The sequence below is a fragment of the Methanocella sp. MCL-LM genome, from assembly GCF_049676595.1.
Taxonomy (GTDB): domain Archaea; phylum Halobacteriota; class Methanocellia; order Methanocellales; family Methanocellaceae; genus Methanocella_A.
On record NZ_CP187259.1, the window covers coordinates 3,260,312 to 3,280,846 of the forward strand.

General features: G+C 53.1%; 22 protein-coding genes. 16 read left to right on the forward strand and 6 right to left on the reverse strand.

Going from position 1 to position 20,535, the window contains the following annotated elements:
* Nucleotides 1–168 precede the first annotated feature (168 nt).
* The 14 genes from ACPLPM_RS16470 (at nt 169) to ACPLPM_RS16535 (ending at nt 12,108) form a co-directional block, all read left to right on the forward strand.
* Nucleotides 169–930 carry a glucose-6-phosphate isomerase family protein gene (locus ACPLPM_RS16470; protein ID WP_424357857.1) on the forward strand — a complete coding sequence of 254 codons (762 nt, stop codon included), beginning with the start codon at nt 169–171 and terminating at the stop codon, nt 928–930.
* Nucleotides 931–937: 7 nt separating this feature from the next.
* Nucleotides 938–1,285 carry a DUF192 domain-containing protein gene (locus ACPLPM_RS16475; RefSeq protein WP_424357858.1) on the forward strand — a complete coding sequence of 116 codons (348 nt, stop codon included), beginning with the start codon at nt 938–940 and terminating at the stop codon, nt 1,283–1,285.
* A 139-nt stretch (nt 1,286–1,424) separates the two neighbouring features.
* Entirely contained in the window at nt 1,425–1,940 is a 516-nt protein-coding gene (locus tag ACPLPM_RS16480) for a DUF7287 family protein (protein ID WP_424357859.1), read from the forward strand.
* A 5-nt stretch (nt 1,941–1,945) separates the two neighbouring features.
* Nucleotides 1,946–2,572 carry a DUF7288 family protein gene (locus ACPLPM_RS16485; RefSeq protein ID WP_424357860.1) on the forward strand — a complete coding sequence of 209 codons (627 nt, stop codon included), beginning with the start codon at nt 1,946–1,948 and terminating at the stop codon, nt 2,570–2,572.
* On the forward strand, nt 2,573–3,769 hold the full coding sequence (locus ACPLPM_RS16490; RefSeq protein ID WP_424357861.1) for a hypothetical protein: 1,197 nt from the start codon (nt 2,573–2,575) through the stop codon (nt 3,767–3,769).
* Nucleotides 3,770–3,792: 23 nt separating this feature from the next.
* Nucleotides 3,793–4,302, forward strand: a complete 510-nt coding sequence (locus ACPLPM_RS16495; RefSeq protein WP_424357862.1) for a hypothetical protein — start codon at nt 3,793–3,795, stop codon at nt 4,300–4,302.
* Nucleotides 4,299–5,084, forward strand: a complete 786-nt coding sequence (locus tag ACPLPM_RS16500) for a DUF7289 family protein (RefSeq protein WP_424357863.1) — start codon at nt 4,299–4,301, stop codon at nt 5,082–5,084. Before ACPLPM_RS16495 ends, ACPLPM_RS16500 begins: the two co-directional genes overlap by 4 nt.
* A 30-nt stretch (nt 5,085–5,114) precedes the next feature.
* Nucleotides 5,115–6,557, forward strand: a complete 1,443-nt coding sequence (locus ACPLPM_RS16505) for a DUF7289 family protein (protein ID WP_424357864.1) — start codon at nt 5,115–5,117, stop codon at nt 6,555–6,557.
* 159 nt (nt 6,558–6,716) lie between these two features.
* Nucleotides 6,717–7,295, forward strand: coding sequence for a DUF7287 family protein (locus tag ACPLPM_RS16510; protein ID WP_424357865.1), 579 nt, complete (start codon nt 6,717–6,719; stop codon nt 7,293–7,295).
* A 1-nt stretch (nt 7,296) separates the two neighbouring features.
* A complete protein-coding gene (locus tag ACPLPM_RS16515; protein WP_424357866.1) occupies nt 7,297–8,016 on the forward strand; it encodes a DUF7288 family protein in 720 nt (239 codons plus the stop codon).
* Nucleotides 8,017–9,192: a hypothetical protein gene (locus ACPLPM_RS16520; RefSeq protein WP_424357867.1), complete on the forward strand. Its 1,176-nt coding sequence runs from the start codon at nt 8,017–8,019 to the stop codon at nt 9,190–9,192.
* Nucleotides 9,193–9,205: 13 nt separating this feature from the next.
* Complete coding sequence (locus tag ACPLPM_RS16525) at nt 9,206–9,718, forward strand: hypothetical protein (RefSeq protein ID WP_424357868.1); 513 nt, start codon at nt 9,206–9,208, stop codon at nt 9,716–9,718.
* Between the two features lie 5 nt (nt 9,719–9,723).
* A complete protein-coding gene (locus ACPLPM_RS16530) occupies nt 9,724–10,575 on the forward strand; it encodes a DUF7289 family protein (protein ID WP_424357869.1) in 852 nt (283 codons plus the stop codon).
* Between the two features lie 30 nt (nt 10,576–10,605).
* Complete coding sequence (locus tag ACPLPM_RS16535) at nt 10,606–12,108, forward strand: DUF7289 family protein (protein WP_424357870.1); 1,503 nt, start codon at nt 10,606–10,608, stop codon at nt 12,106–12,108.
* A gap of 33 nt (nt 12,109–12,141) precedes the next feature.
* On the opposite strand, the gene ACPLPM_RS16540 is transcribed toward ACPLPM_RS16535, so the two are convergent.
* Together ACPLPM_RS16540 and ACPLPM_RS16545 are read right to left on the reverse strand one after the other, a co-directional pair.
* The gene (locus ACPLPM_RS16540; protein ID WP_424357871.1) at nt 12,142–12,957 is read right to left on the reverse strand and encodes an NAD+ synthase; all 816 of its coding nucleotides are present in this window, start codon (nt 12,955–12,957) and stop codon (nt 12,142–12,144) included.
* A 215-nt stretch (nt 12,958–13,172) separates the two neighbouring features.
* On the reverse strand, nt 13,173–13,682 hold the full coding sequence (locus tag ACPLPM_RS16545) for a thioredoxin family protein (RefSeq protein WP_424357872.1): 510 nt from the start codon (nt 13,680–13,682) through the stop codon (nt 13,173–13,175).
* A gap of 100 nt (nt 13,683–13,782) precedes the next feature.
* Here ACPLPM_RS16545 and ACPLPM_RS16550 point away from each other — a divergent pair, with 100 nt between their 5' ends.
* Nucleotides 13,783–14,835, forward strand: coding sequence for a DMT family transporter (locus ACPLPM_RS16550; protein ID WP_424357873.1), 1,053 nt, complete (start codon nt 13,783–13,785; stop codon nt 14,833–14,835).
* A gap of 826 nt (nt 14,836–15,661) precedes the next feature.
* Here ACPLPM_RS16550 and ACPLPM_RS16555 read toward each other — a convergent pair.
* Together ACPLPM_RS16555 and ACPLPM_RS16560 are read right to left on the reverse strand one after the other, a co-directional pair.
* Nucleotides 15,662–16,357: a nucleotidyltransferase family protein gene (locus ACPLPM_RS16555; RefSeq protein ID WP_424357874.1), complete on the reverse strand. Its 696-nt coding sequence runs from the start codon at nt 16,355–16,357 to the stop codon at nt 15,662–15,664.
* A 10-nt stretch (nt 16,358–16,367) separates the two neighbouring features.
* Nucleotides 16,368–17,363 (reverse strand): sugar phosphate nucleotidyltransferase, encoded by a 996-nt coding sequence (locus ACPLPM_RS16560; RefSeq protein ID WP_424357875.1) that lies wholly within the window; start codon nt 17,361–17,363, stop codon nt 16,368–16,370.
* Between the two features lie 215 nt (nt 17,364–17,578).
* Here ACPLPM_RS16560 and ACPLPM_RS16565 point away from each other — a divergent pair, with 215 nt between their 5' ends.
* Nucleotides 17,579–18,601 (forward strand): DUF362 domain-containing protein, encoded by a 1,023-nt coding sequence (locus ACPLPM_RS16565; protein WP_424357876.1) that lies wholly within the window; start codon nt 17,579–17,581, stop codon nt 18,599–18,601.
* A gap of 3 nt (nt 18,602–18,604) precedes the next feature.
* Here ACPLPM_RS16565 and mtxX read toward each other — a convergent pair whose 3' ends face one another.
* Nucleotides 18,605–19,408: a methanogenesis marker protein Mmp4/MtxX gene (gene mtxX, locus ACPLPM_RS16570; protein WP_424357877.1), complete on the reverse strand. Its 804-nt coding sequence runs from the start codon at nt 19,406–19,408 to the stop codon at nt 18,605–18,607.
* 7 nt (nt 19,409–19,415) lie between these two features.
* Nucleotides 19,416–20,396 (reverse strand): tRNA(Ile2) 2-agmatinylcytidine synthetase, encoded by a 981-nt coding sequence (locus tag ACPLPM_RS16575; RefSeq protein ID WP_424357878.1) that lies wholly within the window; start codon nt 20,394–20,396, stop codon nt 19,416–19,418.
* Between the last annotated feature and the right edge of the window lie 139 nt (nt 20,397–20,535).

The window sequence follows — 20,535 nt, forward strand, 5'->3', positions numbered from 1 at the left end:
CAAAAAATACCTTGTCCTGATCAATACCGTCCATAATAGTCAAATAAATCATGAAAGCTCAAATATTATTCGGTTGTCCCGGCTCGCAGGCGATCGAGGCAAGCCCGGCAGAGCAGGTATCAAAGGTTTTATAGGCGGACATGAAATTATAAAATTGGTGTGCATAGCATGGACAGGACGCTCGAATTCGGTGGTAAGCAAATTGAGCCCGACGTGAGAAGGCTCAGCGACATGCGCGAAGTGATCTACGACATCGACTGGCTGAAGAGCGCGCCGGACGAAATATTGTACTACATGTACAGAGATCTGGCCATGAGCCGCCAGGACAGGTCGCTCATGCTTGACCACGGCCTCCGCTTCGATATCACAGTCATCCCACCAGGACGACTGGGCCCTGAGTACATTAAGACCGCCGGCCACTACCACCCGGAGATCGGCAACACCGGAATGACGTACCCCGAGGTCTACGAAGTGCTCCATGGCACCGCGCACTACCTGCTCCAGCGCTGCGATGGCGGCAAGATCGTCGACGTGGTGCTGATCGAGGCCCACGACGGCGACAAGGTTATCATCCCGCCGAACTACGGGCATGTTACCATCAACCCGTCGAATAAAGAGCTGAAGATGGCGAACTGGGTCTCCCGCAACTTCTCCTCGATTTACGAGCCCTATAAGAAGTGCGGCGGCGCCGCCTACTTCGAGCTGGCCGGGGGCAAGCTGGTGCGTAATGGAAGATGCGACCACTTGCCGGATTTACGGTACCTGAAGCCGACCAATATTGCTAAGGCAGGCTTTGCCAAGGGTAAGGAGATGTACGGCCTCATCAGGGATATCGAGAAGCTCGACTACCTGAACAAGCCCATGGACTACAAGTGGCTCTGGGATGAAGTGCTGAGCGATAAAAACCGGGCGAACGCCCCGGTACTCTAAACCTGAGATGACGCTGAGAAAAAGCGATGGCACGGTCATCGCCACAAGGGTCGAGCACGCCGGGACCCCGGTCAGGCAGATGATCGGGCTCATGTTCCGCCGCTCGATACCGCAGGACTACGCGCTGATTTTCGACATGCGGTGGGAGCAGTACATCGGTATCCACATGCTTTTCGTATTTTTCCCGATAGACCTTGTATACCTTGACAGTAACAGGCAGATAGTGGACCTCAGGCATTTACGGGCCTGGACCGGCATCGCCACCTCGAAGAAACCTGCACGCTATGCTATCGAGCTGCCGGATGGGATAATCGAGCGCGGAGGCTTGAAAGTCGGAGACATACTGGACTGGTAATTCCGCTGTTTTTAAATTTGGATGATATACATTATTTCATATTTAATTCGATAAGTGTAAAAATTTGAGTAAATACCGATAGGTTAATATATCGAAAGTCCATTCTGTATTATTTGGGGGGACTGGGTGGCCATGCAAAATGGAACGGTCCTATACTGATAACAGCGGTCAATTAAGCCTCGACTACCTGATAGGCGTAACTATATTCTTACTTACGTTCATCTTCGTGTTTGCCTTCATCCCCGGCATGTTCTCTCCTTTTCACTCTAACTCGGATGAGATCACCATGGCCGCTGACAGAGCCGCCGCGGTACTCGTCGAGAACGTGCTCGCCACCGGCAGCGCTGGCAACAAGCAGCCCTGCATCCTGGATTCTGCAACGATAGCCCAGTTTAACACTGACCTCTCCAATCCTTCGACCAGCACCCAGCTCAGGCAGAGCCTCGGGCTGAACACGAGCGGCACTACTCAGTACAACCTTGAGGTAGTCATCGAGGAACAGGGAAAGTCGGCTATCGTAATGAATAACGGAGAGAGGCCGGGCACTACAAATGTGGGCCAGAGCAAACGGTATGCCCTCATCAGGGACCAGGCAGGGTCGGGCATCGACGCCTATCCGGGCCGGTCTGCGATTATCACAGTCAGGGTGTGGTGATGCGCATGCGTGACGACAGAGGACAGCTCCACACGATCGAAGGCCTGGCTGCTGCATTCATTATCATCATAGTACTATCCATCGTAGTCCAGACTACGTCGGTTACCCCCCTTTCGACCTCGTTCACCAACCAGCACGTAAAGCTGGAACTCCAGAACATGGGCAACGATGTGTTGTCGACGCTGGACCAGACCAAGCTGGTGAACAACACCAACCCGAACGTACCATCGCAACTAAAGAAGAGCATCGTAGACTGGAGCGTATACTCCTACTACGATGTCTACACCTGGAATAACACGACTTACGTCAGCGCCACTAACGCCAGCTACCCACCACTAAATACTCCGCTTTCCAGCGCCCTGACATATGCATTCGCCAACAACGGAGTAGCTTTCAACGTCGAGGTCAGCTTCCCGGACGAGAACGGGAAAGTGCGCCTGTCCAAGATGATATGGAACGGTGACCCTTCGGAAAACTCGGTGACAGTCTCGAGGCTGGTGGTCCTGCACGACGGCAATAACGAGATCCCTGTCGGTACGAGATACGATGACTTTATGGTTCTGCCGGATATCAGCCCGGGCACGAGCCTTCACAATACGGCATATGTAAAGCTGACAATGTGGGTGATGTAGATGAGGGGCGACCATTCAGGCCAGGTTATGCTTACCTGCGCATTCCTCTTTGCCATTATTCTGGTGATTATCACGCTGATGCTGAACAACGTGATCTACTCCAACAACGTGGCTTACCTGGGCTTCATGGGACAGTCGGGCTACGAGCAGCGAGCCATTAAAGAGGCCACGATCGACGAGTCCATGCTTGCCTATGAGCAGACAGGAGGCGACCCGGTCAAGTTCCAGCAGTATATGAACGACTATGCGAAAGCGGTTAACTCGATGACCGTGGCCGAAGGCCTGTATATCACGGTGGAACCGTCTGCCACGCCCAGGCCAATTAGCGGCCCCAGTATGACTTATCAGGCAACCGATACCCGCCTCAACATTTTCGAGAAGAGCTTCAATTACACCTACAGAATCACCACTAATTACGAGTATAACTCGGGCGCGGCAACTCCTACTCCGACTCCGTCGGCCACTCCGACCCCAACGGGAGGCGTGCCGAGGATCGTCATGGGCACGAACAAGACCACCATCGTCCCGGATGGCAACGACTTTACCCTCATTTACGTCCAGGTGATGGACCAGAATACCAACATACCCATGGGAGACGTTCGGGTTAGCCTCCATGCCACGGAGGGAGAGTTCCAGGACCTGTCGAGCGGCAGCCCCATCACATCTGCAGTCACGGACAGCAACGGCAAAGCCACGTTCAGGTACCTGAGCCTGATGCAGGGTATGCAGACCCTTTATGCCTCCAACGGAACGGCTGTATCTAACTCAGTCATGATCAACTGCCTGCCCATCATTCCCCCGGGCATATCCACGCATCCCCCGTCGGTAGGATCACCCTCCGCCACCCACACCGACAAGAGGAGCGGCCACGTGACGTTAGACTACATTACCGTGACAGTACCGATCACCATTGACCCGGGCACGTACGACTTCGGCGACTTCACTACCAGGGTCACGATTGCAGGTGCAACCAACCTCCAGCTGCTATCCTCAGGGGACCTCAGAAACATCTACGAAAAGCACGACATCACCGGGCCGGGAGGCTACAGCAACACGGTCTCTGCAAAGCTCCTCTGGATCGACAAGACGAAGCCGTACAGCGTGACGCTGAACATCGTCATCACTGCAAACGATAAGATCGACAACGTAGCGTACAGCTATACGACCACGAGAACGTACAGCGGGCCACCACCATAGACAGGACCGGGACAGGATTGCCAATGAGCTCAAAAATATTCATAAAGGACGACGATTCGGGAGTAAGCGTACTGATCGAGTACGTCTTCCTGATGACCATCACGGCCGTGATGTTCTCAATCTTTATCATGGTACTCTACACCACCTTCATCAGCGTAGATCGGGTTGTCATCGGTAACGAGCTGGGTATCGTCTCGAACGACGTGGCGAGCCGCATCTCCGGGTTCTCCAACGAAGTGTACACCAGCCAGTACAGTGACTCTCAATATACTAGCGACGTCAGGGGATCCGCGGAGTACATCGAGCTGCCCGGCCTGGTCAACGGTCAGCAGTACAAGGTGAGCGTCACCTACGACCCGGCGACGAAATCCGGCACGGTTAACATAGGCTACCAGTCTGAAATCACACTTAGCAAAAGTGCCAGTTTCCACTCCGACGTCAGCGTCCGGCCGGTCAGCCTGTACAGCCCGAGCCAGAGCATCTACATGTACTACGATAGCGTAGGTAACCAGATCGTCCTGGAGGGAGTATGATGAGACCACTCCACCACAATTCGGACGCGGTCTCCGAGTCTATCAGCTTCATCCTGCTCACCGCAATCATGCTGCTGGCGTTCTTCGCCGTCTACTCTGCCGGCCTTCCGGCTTACAATTCTTACATCGACCAGAGCCACATGGCCAACGTCGAGCAGAGCTTCAGCATCATCGCCTACAACGGCAACACGGTAGCCATGCACAAATCGCCCTTCTCCTCCTCCGAGCTGAAGATCTACGGGGGCACGCTCGCCACCCGGGATGCCGGCTACATGGAGATATCGTACTACGGAGACACCGGAGGTACAAGCCTCATCGGCTCCAACAACACAACCCTGAGAGTCCTCGAGTACACTAAAGGAGAGGACCGGGTAGCCTACATTGACGGAGGCGTATGCAGGGATTACCAGTCAGGCTCAGTCATGCTTGTCGATCCTCCAATCCACTCGTCCCCGGACTCGCTGATCATGCCGACGATCACCGTGTATAACAGCAACGTAGGGGTAGCGGGTAACGGGCTGACCAGGATACTATTCCTCACCCCGTACTACAGCAAGATGTCCCAGACCATTTCTCTCCCTACAGTCGCCCACTTCGACGTGAAGAGGGTGGACGTCAAGATGAAGAATGACTATGCAGACGCCTTCGGCAGGTATTTCGTGGACACTTTCGGGTTCACCAGGTCCGGGGGACCGGACGGTGAAGTCATAGTCAGTAAATCATACCCTTCAGGTATTCGTCTGCAGCTAATCCAGTCGTACCTGACGATAGAGGCGAACTAGAGGATGAAGAGCCGGAGACCAAGGAAAGACATGAACGGACTTGATCGTATGCAGTGTAGCAAGATCTATGACGGCGCAGCCGTCTCCGAAACTATGGGGGTAATACTACTCCTGGCACTGGTCACTGTAGGGATAACAATAGTCCTGACTCTGGGCATGCATACCATCACGGATGCCAAGACCGACGCCAACTACAACGGCGTCGAACAGGCTTTCACCGTAGCTGAGTCCAAACTGAGCAAGGCGAGGTTCAGCACATCCATCTTCCAGGAAGCGCCGTTCGAGCTTAGAGACAGCACCGTGACGATCAACGATTCCTGGGACAACAGCCACATCATCGTCTACGATATCGACGGCGTGACAGAGATCTATAACGGCAGCATGGGCACCATCTCGTGCCAGGTCGGCGACAGGCAGATAGCCTACCAGGACGGCGGCATCTGGACGCTCTACCCCGACGGAGGAAGCATCATGATCTCCCCGCCAGTCTTCGACTACAACGGCGTTACCCTGACGCTGCCGGTGACGAGGATCAAAGGCGACGAGACCATGGCTGCTTCGGGCAACAGCCAGGTGGTCATCAACGTCAACTCCAGTTCGCCGACCCTGATCTACCCGAAGGAAGGCGTGGGCGGAAACCCCGTCCCCCCGGGACACGCGATCAACCTGTCTATTAAGTCCGACTATTACCAGGCGTGGGCGGAGTACATCAACGAGCGTACGCGCGCCCAGGCCGAGGTTGACGCTAAAAATAAGACCGTTAATGTATCGCTCAAGTCGGGCATACCAGTACAAAGCGGGCTGGTTAGCTCCGGGTTCACCACCAAGTCCATGGAAACCGGAGTACAAGCACCAGTTAAGGCATTCAAGCTCAACCTGGTCCTGAGAAACACCGGTAACGACTACACGATCACCTATGGCGTCCCCTCGCAAAACCAGAACAACGTGCCGGACCCGGACCTGCTCATGACCGTCAGCCGGACGACCACTAACGACAACCACGAGTACGCGTACATCGAATACAAGTACACTCACGGTACCCAGACAGAGCTCTTCAGCACCATGATCCCGTTCGACCGGAAAGCAGACGGCTCCATCGACATCGACTTCATGAGCCGCACCATCGAGATGACCTACGAAGGCGACCCCTCCGTAACCTGGGGCAACGACATGAACGTCTTCGATAGCAGCACCATGAGGATCGACTACGACGATACCACCTACACAGACGTCGTCGGAGGAGACGTTAAGACGCTGCACGACGTGACAGAGCACTACCTGTGGGTCATGGCCAAATACGACCAGCAGAACAGCGATCAATACGAGGGCCCGTTCTACGAGGTCATCGGCAAGCAGAAATATGACGGAGGCCAATCCACCTTCCAGCTCTCGTACGTGTCCAGCGAGGATATCAAGTACCTGTATATCACTGAAGGTGTCCTGTACACGAAGCTGAGCTTGCAGAGCATATAAGCCGGATGCCGGCAGCTTATGCTGCCGGAGCTTTTTTACAACATTAAGCTTTTAAGAGATATTTATTTGATTATTTGACGATAACTTCTTATAAAATAAGTAATTTAGTTACTTAGTAATCGCTTCGGGGGTCTAAGACGGGGGTCAAGGACGAAATGTATGAAGCGAATAAAGAAGAATGGCGAGGGGCAGACTAGCTTAGACTTTCTGATAGGGATAACTCTGTTTCTACTGGTGTTCATCTTCGTTTTCGCGTTCATACCGAGGATGTTCACTCCGTTTCAGTCTAACTCCGACGAGCTTACAATGGCAGCGGACAGAGCTGCTGGCGTACTTGTTGAGAATAAGCTCGTTGATACAGGCCTGGGCGTCTATGAGGGTGCGCCCACCCCGGGAATAATTAAAAAGGTAGCATATGAGGACCTCTGGAAATACATCGATAAAAGCAGCCCGGATCTTGACCCGGCCATCGTTGATCTGACGAAAAAGCACCTTGGTCTCGGATATGAAAAATCGTTTGGCAAATCTGCCGCTACCCCGTCAGAACAGTTCTACAAGGTACAGATGGAAATTATTACGCCTGGCCCAGGTAGTCCGCTGACTCATGCGATCATCTCACCAGACGGCGATCCTGTCGGCTCAAACGTAGGCCAGAGTAAAAGGTTTGTGTACATTCACGATACCAGTAGCCCGGCTGGAACATATACTGAGGCCATATTGATTGTGAGGGTGTGGTGACATGGTAAGCGCACGTAATCCTCAGGGCCAGGTTCAGACAATAGAAGCTTTCATAGCCACGTTTATCCTATTAGCAGTCCTGGCAGTCGTCGTACAGGCAACTTCTGTCACCCCATTGACGACATCGTTTACTAACCAGCATATCAAATACGAACTTCAAAATATGGGCCAGGATATCCTTACTTCGCTAGATGAAATGCCTGCCGTGCCGGATGTTATTGTTTCTGAAACCACTCCTTCAAGGCTGGAGCAGAGCATATGCTACTGGCTCGTCGGTGACGATACCGTTTCTCCACCGCTACTCCCTGGTGACTGGTATACTTTCGAAGGTATCGATAGTAGTGGAGTGGGACACTTCAAAGGTTATACATCCACGACTGAACATGTTCCTACGACATACCTCGAGAAAGCGCTGACATTTGCATTCTCTGAAAGTGGTATTGCTTATAATGTCGAGATTAGATACCCGGATACGAACGGAAACGTGTTTTCAAGAAAAATGATCTGGAACGGTGACCCCTCGGACAATAGCGTTACCGTATCTAGGTACGTTGCCCTGCATGATCAGACAGAAGATCCAGTGGGGATTGCTCAAATACCCAGCCTTTTGGAAACTAACGGTAAAATTGTAATCCCGGATATAAGTACAAATCCAGACTCAGCCTTAGCCCCAAGTTTACATAACGTCGTTGAAATAAGGCTAACCCTGTGGGTGATGTAGATGGTTGACCGTAAAGACGATGCCGGACAAGTTATTCTAACATGTGCGATCTTGCTTGCGATTATTATCGTCATTATTGCCCTGATGCTAAACAACATTATATATGCCACTAACGTTGCGTACCTGGGATTTATGGACGGATCGAAATATGAAGATATATCGATCAAGCAAATGACGATAAAAGAGGCTGCGCGCTCTTACAATAACGAGCACGTCGGGTCAGTCAGAACTCAGTACATGGATAATTATTTCACGGCGATAAACTACCTGACAAACTCTAAGGGTAAATATGTCGATTATTCTAGAGAAAATTTACCATTTATTACTCTACCGACTACAGAAACAAGCTGGAATCTTATAATTACAGATAAGGATTCAACTGTAAAATATCTGCTACTAACGGGAAAGCCGTCTGGAGGAACCCCTCCGGCTCAACCTATTCCAAGCGCTTACTTCATACCAAACTCTGCCGGCTCTCCCGGCACGTATGACATCATTGTGAACGAAGGCTCGCCGGCAGCCCTGACGGTATCCCTTTCTAACTGGTACACTGATGATGTTACCATAACCTATAAGATCAACTTTGGCGGAACTGCTACGTCTTCGGACATCACCGGAGCGACTACGGGCTCGATCAACATCGCTAAAGGATTTACGACAGGAGTTATCACAGTCCCCACAAATGACGATACCAGCTATGAAGGGACAGCTCACGAAACATTTACCGTCGAACTGACTCCTGCCAGCTTCAATAATGCAGTAACAGGAGCCCCTGCTTACCCGGTCATTGCCACGGTATCAATCAGAGAGAATGACCCGGCCTCGGGTGGCGGTGGAAGTACAGAGACCTATGATATGGATATCGAAAGTTTCACTGCAACACGTATTGACGATTACTCATTCAAAGTAACTGCGGCCGTGCATAACACTGGCACGAGCGACCTGCATAATGTACAGTTAGAGCTTGTTAAACCTACCGCTATCGGGGCGGGATCTAGCCCTGTTTTGACTGATGTGCTCAGTCTACTTCCCGATGGTGACACCAGTACAATCTACACGTGGACAGTGACGACGACAGAGAAAAAAGTCGATGTACAGGTGAAAGCGAGAGCATCTGAGATGCCAGGCGGAGTAAGTTCCGTCGTATTGAAGAATGTCCAGATAAGAGACAAGTAGCGTGATCTTTACGATGCCCGTAGATAAAGACGATGCAGGAGCAAGCCTCCTGGTTGAGTATATGTTAACCATAATCATAGCTGCGATACTCTTCTCAGTACTCCTGTTGAACCTGCAGTCCATCATTGCGAAAAGCGATCAGATTATTATGGGCGAGGAACTGGATATCGCCGCAAGTATCATAGCTAACCAGCTCTCGGACTACTCGAACGAGCTGCAGCTCAACGAGTATACGGGTGATTATTCACTCGCTGCTTATCAAGTTGCGGCAAGTTCTGCCAGCGCCAGACAATTCGATATTCCCCGGCCATATTCTGGCAAACAGTACATAGTTGAGATCATACCAGATAATGCTGCGCAGAGGGGAAAAGTGAAAGTCATTTACGCATCCGACCCGGACATTTACACTATCGCTACTTACAACACGCAGTACCCGGTGGACGCCTGCACCATAATATGCAACACTTACAATCTGGAAATAAATTTCAACCCGTCCGCGAACGAGATTTCGATAAAGGAAGTCTGATATACATGCCAGTATCAAAGCCTGACGAAGCGGTATCTAACACAGTAGGTTTCATCATTATCAGCGGGATATTGCTTACCTCAGTCGCCCTGGTTTTCGTAATCGGGCTGCCAGTATATAATAAATACGTTGATCAAAGCCATATGCAAAACATGATCGAGGGCTTTGATCTGATCTCTGAGAACGGCAATAATGTAGCCCTTTTTAAGACCCCGTACCAGCAGTCTGAACTAAAGCTGTATGGAGGTACTATTACACTCAGAAATGCAGGTGACATCCACATAGATTACTATACAGATGAAACGGGTACCGAACCATGTAAAATTGGTGTAGGGGATAGTATTACATTAGGTATCCTTGAGTATTCAAAAGACGATACGAGTCTAGCATACCTCCTGGGAGGGGTATTTAGAAAAGATACGTACAGCTATCCAGTTATTAAAAACCCGCCAATATACACGTTCACGGATAAATACGGCCCCAATCCAGACACCCCCGTATTAGTCATACCACTGATCGAGTTAAACTACAAAGACTTCACGATGACGGGGACAACTCTTGCCAGGATATCGTTCAGTACATTTTACCGCTATCAAAAAAGCAATCCGGATGTATCCCAGCCTTCCGTTCACACCTACAATAATGTCAAGCATATCAAAGTTACCATTACAAGCGGCGATGTAGACTACAATAAATGTCTCTTAGAATACTTCGAGGATGAGCTTGGGTTTGCTAAGACATCTGGTACTAATAATCCGCTGGTTATGGAAAAAACGTACACTTCCCCGACGACCGGAATAACTGTGAATACACTACCCACTACTGAGATAGTGACGATAAATTCTGGCTCTACATAAGTATGAGGAGACGATAGGATGGTACGAACCATGAGTAAAATACAGAAAAACAGTATGAAACTGGATGATAATGGCCTTACAGAAATGTTTGGCTACATACTGCTGATAGGTATAGTCGTCGCCGGGCTATCGATCATTATACTCATGACCATGCCTACCGTCAACAGTTCTAAAGATACTGCCCAGTTCAACCATATAGAGCAGGCATTTACAACTGCGGACTCCAGGATTAGCAAAGCCCGGTTTAGCACCTCCATATACCAGGAAACACCCTTCCAGCTTAACGATGGGAAAATAATCATCGACGGTAGCGACGCAAATAGCTGGATCGAGGTTTACCGTGATAGTGATGATCCGGCTAATCTTATATCTCATACTACATTAGGAACCATAAAGTGCGTTACAGATCAGGGAGAAGTTGCATACCAGGGCGGAGGAGTATGGGAAAAATACCCGGACGGTGGTAGCATAATGATATCGCCCCCGGACTTTGGATACAACGGAGAAACACTTACTTTACCCATCATGAGCCTAAAAGGTAGTGAAAGTCTGACAGCCAGTTCCGGAAACAAAGTACAAATCGGTGTACGATCAGACCCCGCTGGCTTCACCCAGATATATCCTAGATATAATGCAGATCCAGCTCTGGACTACTCCAATCCAGTGGACCAGGGCAGGGATATCATCATCAAGATAAAATCAGATTACGCCGTGGCATGGAGAGATTTTATCAGAGAACGTACAAAGGCGACAGCAGAGTTAGATCCCCTTGACTCCACAATAGTGAAGGCAACCCTAAAAACTGGGAGGGAACCGCAACACCATGCTGCCGTAGATGGGATGAATACGCAGGAAATGATCCTCGATGAAGGGTATACACCAGTAACCTTGTTTACCTTTGACCTTGTTAAAAGAAACAATGGCCGAGATTACCAGAGCTCCTGGAGGCCCGCTGATGATAGCCTTAACCCCTTCCTGGAAATTGAGACTATCCCATTACACGGGGGAGGACCCAGTAAACAAAATGTCCAGGTAAGGATAACATATACTGACACTGCCCACGGCATATTAGAGATATTTTCAACAGTGATGCAATTTGATGATACCGGCAAGATTCACATCGATATGCTGGACAACGATAATATGATTTATGGCGACGAGGACGGGGATATGCAGGTAGATAACCGGGACCGGATGGTGACAGCAACATCGGCTTCGTGGGGTAGCAATCCATATGCAGCAGATTCAGGTACAATCGCAGATCTGACTGACGGCCATGAAGTTCCCCGTGGCGATGATACTAAAACGCTCGCAGATGTAACACAGCATTACCTGTGGCTGATGGCAAGTGAACATTCAAGCATAGGTCCTGAGTATTCGGCTTTTAGTAATTCTAAAGGTCACAGCGAGGGCCATATTAAATACAATATAGTAGATTCAAAGGTACATTTAGAGTATAATTCGAAAGAAGATCTTAAGTACCTGTATGTAACGAGCGGTGATATTGACGCTACATTAAGCTCGTCAAGGTGAAGAAGGAAAAATCACTTCTTCATCTTATACTCTTTATTTTCTCACCAGCGCCTGCTCTATTCCTACCACAGGCGGCATACTGCGCTTGTGCTCGCTGTTCTTGACCCGCTCCATGACCATCTTAATCGTAGCATCGCTGGCACCTGTGGCTTTCTCCACCTCTTCCAGCGACATGCCGAGGTCGAACACTGCGTAGAGAATAGAATCGATCTCCTCGTAGGTGGCGCCCATTTCAGCCTCGTCAGTCTGGCCCGCCCACAAGCCTGCAGAGGGAGGCTTTTTGATGATCGCTTCAGGCACGCCCACGTGTTTTGCCATCTGCCGCACCCGGGTCTTGTAGAGGTCGCCAATAGGCAGTATGTCGACTCCACCGTCGCCGTACTTGGTGAAGTAGCCCATGAGCAGCTCGGTCTTGTTACCCGTGCCCAGCACGACCCGGTCATCGAGGTTGGCGGCAAAGTAGTTCATGATCATGCGTAGCCGGGGCTTGATGTTAGCATAGGCGAGCCTGCATTCGGCGGGGCCGATCTTAGGCCTCCTGTCATAGATGCCTTGCACCAGGTCTCCGATCTCGATGATCTCGTAGTCGATGCCCAGGTCTTTTGCGAGCGACTCCGCATCCTTCATGTCCTCGGGAGTCGTCGAAGCGTGGTCCGGCAAGAGCAGCGCGTGCACGTCAACCACCCGGGAAGCCAGCGTCGCCACCAGCGCCGAGTCGATGCCGCCGCTCAGAGCGATGGCCGCTCCGCTGGAGTTGCTGAGCTCCACGATCTTCACGATAGAATCCGCGATCAGATTTTCGCACTGCACAAGGCTCTCTGGGGGTAACTCAAGACCTTTCATGACCATAACGGCACCGGCGTTCAAACTCATACTATGCGCCTGCGGGCTTATAATTTATTGCGCTCAGATAAAGGCAATGAGCCACAGGTCAGCATAACAGCATGGAGCGCAAAACAGACACTGCGCCCCACCAGAAGCACAGATTATCGCAGCGCACAGATCACATTACAGAGTCGCAGATCTCGAAGAATAGTAAACCGAAAAGCTAACTTAAGTATAGTTTACCTCGCGGCTACAGCCGCATCCATTAACGGCTTGAGCTGATCGTAGGTCCGGTACCCTCTGATCATAGACTTCAAACGATCACTGTTCGTCTTACCGGCCATGTCTATGTACTGATAGCTGCCGTCAGGGTTTTTCTTAACGATCAGATACATCGCCGGGATGCCTTTAATGTAGAAATCGTCTGCCAGGCTGCGGCTTTCGTCGACGTTCACGCTATAGAAAGCGATACCAGGATACTCGGCTGAGAGATCTTCCAGCACAGGCTTTTCCAGGTCGCACCACCCGCACCAGGGGGCGCCGAACTCGATGAAAACAGGCTTGCTTTCAAGCGCTGTCTCCACAAGGGACATATCGGAGATTTCAGGTATTCCGGTGTCCGCCGGCGAGCCAGGATCCGGGGTGCCCGTTGAAGCAGGAGAAGCCCGGGGCAGGGTACATCCCGACGTCAGGAGTGACGTTGCTAAGATCGCGGTGATGAGCAGGTACAGCAGAGCCTTCAGGCGCATAAATAGCGGTAGGTTCCGCCCGGTTAGATATTTTGCGGTAATTACTGGATACTTTATTCACGGTTCCGATGAAAAAATAGCGGAGGGAGAGATACGTACGATGGACCGGCAGCAGATCTACCCGGTATTTCTGGCAGTCGGCGGGGCGGCGCTGTTCGGCGCCAGCGCGCCGCTGGCCAAGGCACTGCTAGGCAGCGTGGACCCGATTGTCCTCGCGGCCCTGCTATACTTAGGCTGCGGGGCGGGGCTGCTGCTGACCAAAATTGTCGGTAGGTTACGTACAGTGAAGCGTGAAGCAGGCCTGTCTAAAGCCGACCTCCCCTGGCTGGCCGTCTCGGCCATCGCCGGCGGCGTCATAGCCCCGATCCTGCTGATGCTGGGCCTGCAAAGCACGCCGGCTGCTACAGCATCGCTGTTACTGAACTTCGAGTGCGTGGCCACAACGACTATTGCCGTCCTGGCCTTCAGGGAAGCGGTCGGACGCAGGGTATGGGTTGCCATAGGCCTGATAACCATGGCAGCCGCCGTACTGACCCTCGATCTTTCAGGCGCCTTCGGAATTTCCGCAGGTGCCCTCGCCGTAGTAGGAGCATGTATCTTCTGGGGCATCGACAACAACGTGACCTGCAGAATATCGGCCAAAGATCCCGTCACTATCGGACTGTTCAAAGGCCTGGCTGCGGGAACTTTCTCCCTGGTCCTTGCCACCACCCTGAGCCGGCCCATGCCTGCAGGGATTACTCCTGTAATCATAGTGCTGATCGTAGGCGCCTTGAGCTACGGGCTCAGCATTGTCATGTTCATCCTAGCCTCCAGAGGCATGGGTGCAGCCCGGACCAGCGCCTGGTTCGGCATCGCACCATTCGCAGGCACAGCTCTATCGCTAGCACTCTTCACCGACGCCCCCGGCCTGCAACTCCTCCTCTCGCTGCCCCTGATGATCGCCGGAGCAGCCCTCCTCTTCGGCGAGCACCACGACCACATCCACGTCCACACAGCCGTCTACCACGAGCACTACTACGAACCCGACGTCCATCACCCGTTCAAAACCGCCGGAACTGGCCGGCACTACCATGAGGAGACCCGGCACACCCATGCCCACCGCCCCGACATCCACCACCGGCACGGGCATGAAGAAGAGAAGAAAGAATAATCAGCAAGTTAAAAAAACCACGGCGGCACGGCTCTTTATCCTGACAACTGGAAAACAAATGTTCTAACCACAGCGGCACGGCGACACGGAGATAATTCGAGAAACGATGGCAGGATGGTTATTTAAACCACGGCGGCACGGCTCTTTATCCTGACAACTGGAAAACAAATGTTCTAACCACAGCGGCACGGCGACACGGAGATAATTCGAGAAACGATGGCAGGATGGTTATTTGAACCACGGCGGCACGGCGACACAGAGACAAGCGTACCGGAATAGCAAGGCTCCCTTTTTTGATCCACGGCGGCACGGCGGGCTGACTGCACGGAGACAATCATTCTTTTGTTAATATACTGAAGAAACCAGGAATCACTATTGTAAGTCGTTTACCGGTCACGTGATCATATTGATATACTGAAATACCTGGTCAGTAAACGGTTATTGATTAATGATCTGTCTCCGTGTCGCCGTGGACTAAAAAAGAGTACCCTGTTACGGCATCGCAGTTGTCTGTGTCGCCGTGCTGCTGTGTTGCATTATTCTTATCTTCATGTTCGCCTTTTGAACGCCTGCAGTCGCAGGCGTTCTCGAGGCGATGCGATGACGATCGCTGCGCTGTGCCAGGATCACAGATTGAAACGGATTGCACTGATTTCACAGATGACCTTAGAATAAAATCGGTAGACGGCAAATCCATTTGTTGCAGTTCGTATTTGTCTCTGTGTCGCCGTGCCGCCGTGGTTCCAGTTACTATCCAGTTGTTGCTTGTCCACTGTCACCATGTCGCTGTGATCAATATTCGGATAAAAGAAAAGGGCGTTATCGTTTACAGCTTGAAAGCCCCGGACTGCACGTCTTTGGTCACTTTCTCCAGGTCTTTGTGGGTGCCTACGTCGCTCCAGTAGATACCAGTGGAGTCGTAGCCGCATAGTTTTCCTTCGGCGGCGATTTTCGGGAAGACGTCGGTCTCGATGGAGCCTACGGCGGGCATCATGTCGACGACCTCGGCTTCGATGACGTAGAGCCCGGCGTTCATCTTGAACGGCAGGACGGGCTTCTCCCTGAACTGGGTGATGTGGTCGCCGTCCAGGTCGATGATGCCGAAGGGCGAGGGCATGTTGATCATGTTGATGGTGCCCAGGCACTTTTTCTTGGTGTGGAACGCGACGATACCGCCGATGTCGGTGTTGGAGACGATGTCGCCATTCATGACGATGATTGCGCCGTCGACCTTGTCCTTTGCTGCCTTGATCGGCCCGGCGGTGCCGAGCCTGTTATTGGGGTCCTCGTAAGAGTACTCGGCCCGGATGCCGAACTTGCTGCCGTCGCCGAAGTAGCTCTCGATCGCCTCGCCGTACCAGCCGACGAGGAACACGATGTCGCGGACGCCGTGCTTCTTCAGCAAGTCAATCTGGTACTCCAGGATGGGCTTACCGGCAACCGGCACCATGGGCTTGGGTATCCTGTCAGTGATCGGCTTGAGCCTCTCGCCCCGGCCGCCGCAAAGGATGAACGCTTTCACGGGAATTACCTCACCTTACGTTGTAGTAGTCCTTCAGGCGGACGGTGTCCTCTAAGAAGGGGGTGCTGACTTCGTGCAGCACGGTGTTCTCGGTGGCCACGATGGTGTGCGGGACATCCGGCTCTATGCGGATGGTGTCGTGCTTCTGGAAGAACTCCTTGTGGTCCTCGAACTCGATGTAACCGACGCCGCTCATGATATACATGGTTTCATCCTTCCGGGGGTGCTTATGGAACGAGGTCTGATACCCCGCCCGGATGAACAGCTCCTTAGTAAGGTACTTGTCCGTGCTGATCAAGACTTTCTCGTAACCCCACGGCTTATCAGTCTTGTTCCGGTACTCCTTGCGGATATCCTCTAAGTCACGGACAGTGCTGGCCTGGCTCCAGAACACATCATCCTCCCGGTAATACCCGAGCCTGTTGCTCTCGGCAATCAGGGGGAAAACGGTCTGCTCCACTGCTCCGCCCTCGAACTGGTCGAAAGGCAGGTTCCGGTTCAGGCAGTACACGCCACCGTTAATGTAGTACTCCAGCACAGGCTTCTCCCTGAACGACTTCACCCGGTCGTCGCCCAGCTCCACGATGCCGAACGGGCTCCGCATCTTCGTCACATACATGGTAGCCCCGTTAGTACCGTGCTCGTGCCGCTGGATCATCCGGCGGATGTTGATGTCGGACACGATATGGCCGTTCCTGACCAGGAACGTCTCCCCCTTCACCAGGTCCATGCCCGCCCGGATAGCCTTCAAGGTACCTTCCGGCTTCTCCTCCATGTGGTAGTGCAGCTTGACACCCTTGTACTCGTCACCGTACCGTGCCTTGATCATGTCACCCTTGTACCCGGTGAGCAGCACAGCCTCGGTAATTCCGGCAGCGGCAAAGTCGAACAGCTGCTTGTCCAGGATCGTGTACTGCTCCTTAATTTCGATAAGCGGCGCCGGAGTAGAGTCAGTGTAAGGCTTCAGCCTGCTCCCCATGCCACCGCAAAGAATCATACCAATCATGAGATCATCCACGAGAGAGATTTTTTGATTATATGCTTGCTCCCCATCAATAAAACTTTTGTCCTTCGGACAAGAGAGCGTCGGAGATTGTTTGAGTAGGCGCTGGCGCCTGGGCTTAATCATCCGGCTGCCCAAACAAAGGGTAGGGCGCCGTAAAACAAAAAGTGCGCAGGTCAGAGCTAAGCTATTTGTCATTAACCGCCTTTATAATGACCATGACCGTCTACTTCACGCCCTGGGACGCCGGGTACAATCTCATGGATGAGGCATCTGACCTGTACGAAGAAGCAGGCACCTTCGACTGTGTTAAGGCAGGAGATCTGGTCGCGATCAAGCTGCACGTAGGCGAGCTGGGCAACCCGTACTATATTCCGCCCTTCTTCGTCCGGCAGATCATAGACGGGGTCAGAAATGCCGGAGGAAAGCCGTTCCTGACTGACTCGTCTACTTACTATCATGCGCATCGCAGCAACGCGGTCGACCACTGGGAGAACGCTGAGCTCAACGGCTACGGCGGGGCCCCGTTCATCTCTGCGGACGGGCTGCGCAGCGAGAGCTATAGGACGGTAAAGACGAAAGGGATCCTGGAAGAGATCGAGGTCTCAGGCGCAATTGCAGAAGCCGACGCCATGATCGTTGTCTCTCACTACAAAGGCCACGCGCTGACAGGCTTCGGCGGAGCGATCAAGAACATAGCCATGGGCTGCACCCCCTGTGCCGGCAAGCTGAGGCAGCACCGTACCGTCGGGCTGCAGATAGACGGTGGCAAGTGCGTGGGCTGCGGCGCCTGCAGGAACGCCTGTGCCCTCAAGCTACCCGAGATCGTCGACGAGAAAGCTGTAAACAAGTCAGAGCTGTGCATGCGCTGCCCGGCCTGCAGAGATGCCTGCCCGACAGGGGCCATCCAGCTCGCCAACATGCCCGCCCTGAGCATGGCGCTGGCCTCGGCGGCTTACGGCGTCCTGTCCACCTTTAAGAAGGACAAAGTCGCGTACATCAGCTTCGCCAAGGACATCGTCCAGTTCTGCGACTGCCTGCCAAACCCGGGCCACAGGGTCATGGACGACATCGGCATCTACGCCGCAGACTCAGCGGTATCGATCGACGCTGCCTTCCTCAACATGGCCGACTACCAGAAATTCAACGACGCCTACGGCGTGGATTGCATGCTCCAGATCAAAGAGGCGAAGAAGATCGGCATTAAAGGCGAGCTTAAGCCGAAGGTGCAGAAAGTCTAAAAATTACTTTTTCTTACACAGCGCGCTCGCCATGCATATTGCATGCTCGTACCCGCTCCCTGCTCTCGAAGTATCGACGTACACGAGGTCGGTACCGACTAAGGGCGCACCGTAACCGTCGCCGCCGCCGACGAGGCAGAGGGATCTGAATATTAAATTGCCGCTGATGCCATCAGGTCCGAGGACGTAATTGTGCTCTTTGACGGCGTCCTCGATGAGGATCTGGGCGTGCTTCGCCTTGATGCCTTTTTCGGTGAGCAGCCGGGCCACTTCTTCGGCGTCGTCCATGGACTTGTCTACTCTCGGCGATCGCCCTCTGTCGCCCAGGCGGCCGCCGGAGAGGACGCCGATGTCGGGCTCGATGCCGAACCGACGCATGAGGTCCGCGCCGAGCACGCCCAGCTCGACTTTATCTTCGATTGTCCAGCCTTCGTCTACGCCTACTGGGGCGAAAAAGAAGAACCGACCGCCGGGTGTCTTGAGCAGCGACACCCGCATGATCTTCCGGAGGCCCATTTCGGATTTTAAATACTTAAGCGTGGAGCTGGCGCTGAGGGAGCCCCGGACTACACCGTCGACCTTGCCCTCTTTGAGTAGCCGGATCAGAGCCATCTCAGGGTCTGAGGATACGTACTGGGGGAGCCCGGTTTCGATGCGTTTGCCGGTCACCAGCGTGATCTGGGCAAACCCTGCGGCATCTGCATGCTCCGCGCAGGTGACGGTCTTATCGACGTACTCGGATCCAATGCCTACGGCTATCCTGGCCCGGTTTCTCTTTGCGCCCGTAACGATGGTATCCCAGACCATTAGACGCTCACCTTCGGATGAGAGGCAGCGCTTTATCCTCGTGCAGCGCGGCCACTTCGGCCCTTTCCTCCGAAAGCGCCACTGCCGCCAGCGCCCCGATTCTGCCGGCTTTCTCGCCCATGAGGTCGATGAACTCGACACCGAACTCATTCGCTTTCGCGTTCACGTCAGAGAGGCTGACTAGCTGCCTCTTGGTCGCCCAGCCGAATTCCTTGAGGCCGGCGGGAATGCCAATGCCCCGGTAGACGGCTATGCCGGGGTCGTCCGACTTGTTTTCTGCCTTGACTGTGTCCACGATGCTGTCGATGAGCGCGTCGTAGGATCCGGGCTTGACCGCGAAGGTGATGGCAGAGGAGACGCAGTTGGTCGTCTTGTTCGGCGATTTCGGGCACAGCTGGATGAGCCGGAGGTTCAGCGCGTGGACTCCGGGCAGGGTGGCGGCGATCTTGCTCGCCTTCAGGGCTGTTACCCAGGTAGCACCGCCTTCCTTGTTGTCCGTGTCGTCTACACCGATGGTCACCTTCTCGTAGAGCGGGGTCACGATCTCTACCCGGTTTGTGTGAGAGCCACCCACTTTCAGGTCCTGCTCGGTCGGGTAGACTGAAAAAAGAACGCCGGGTGCCTGGGTGAGGCACGCCGCGATACCGAGACCGGCGCCGCCGGTGCCCGCCCACTTTGTCCTGACCAGGTCACCGTCGATGGTGACGCCTTCCAGCGCCTGGCCGCCCATCTCACTGTCGGCGGGGCCGAAATTGGCTTTCTGTTCGCCGAGCCTCGCCCTCATGGTCATGGTAGTGCCTTCGACTTCGCACCACTCGATCAGCCCGCCAGCGCGGCACCGGTTTACTGCGTCCCACTCGATGGTGCCCCTCACGGCGCACGTCTCCATGATCTCCGCGACGCCCCTGCGGCCGTCCACCATGGTCAGCAGCCGCTGGGAAAACAGCGGCCCGAACTTTTCTTTTACCTGCGATGGTTCAAGCTTCATGAGTAACACCGATTTGTAAACGATAATTTCGGTGGCAAGAGTATTTGCGGGGAGAGTACATATATTTTATCGGATAAAAGTTCTAGCCACGTCTCGTGAAGGCATAGAGTAACAACCGATCCCCTATACCCATAGTTGC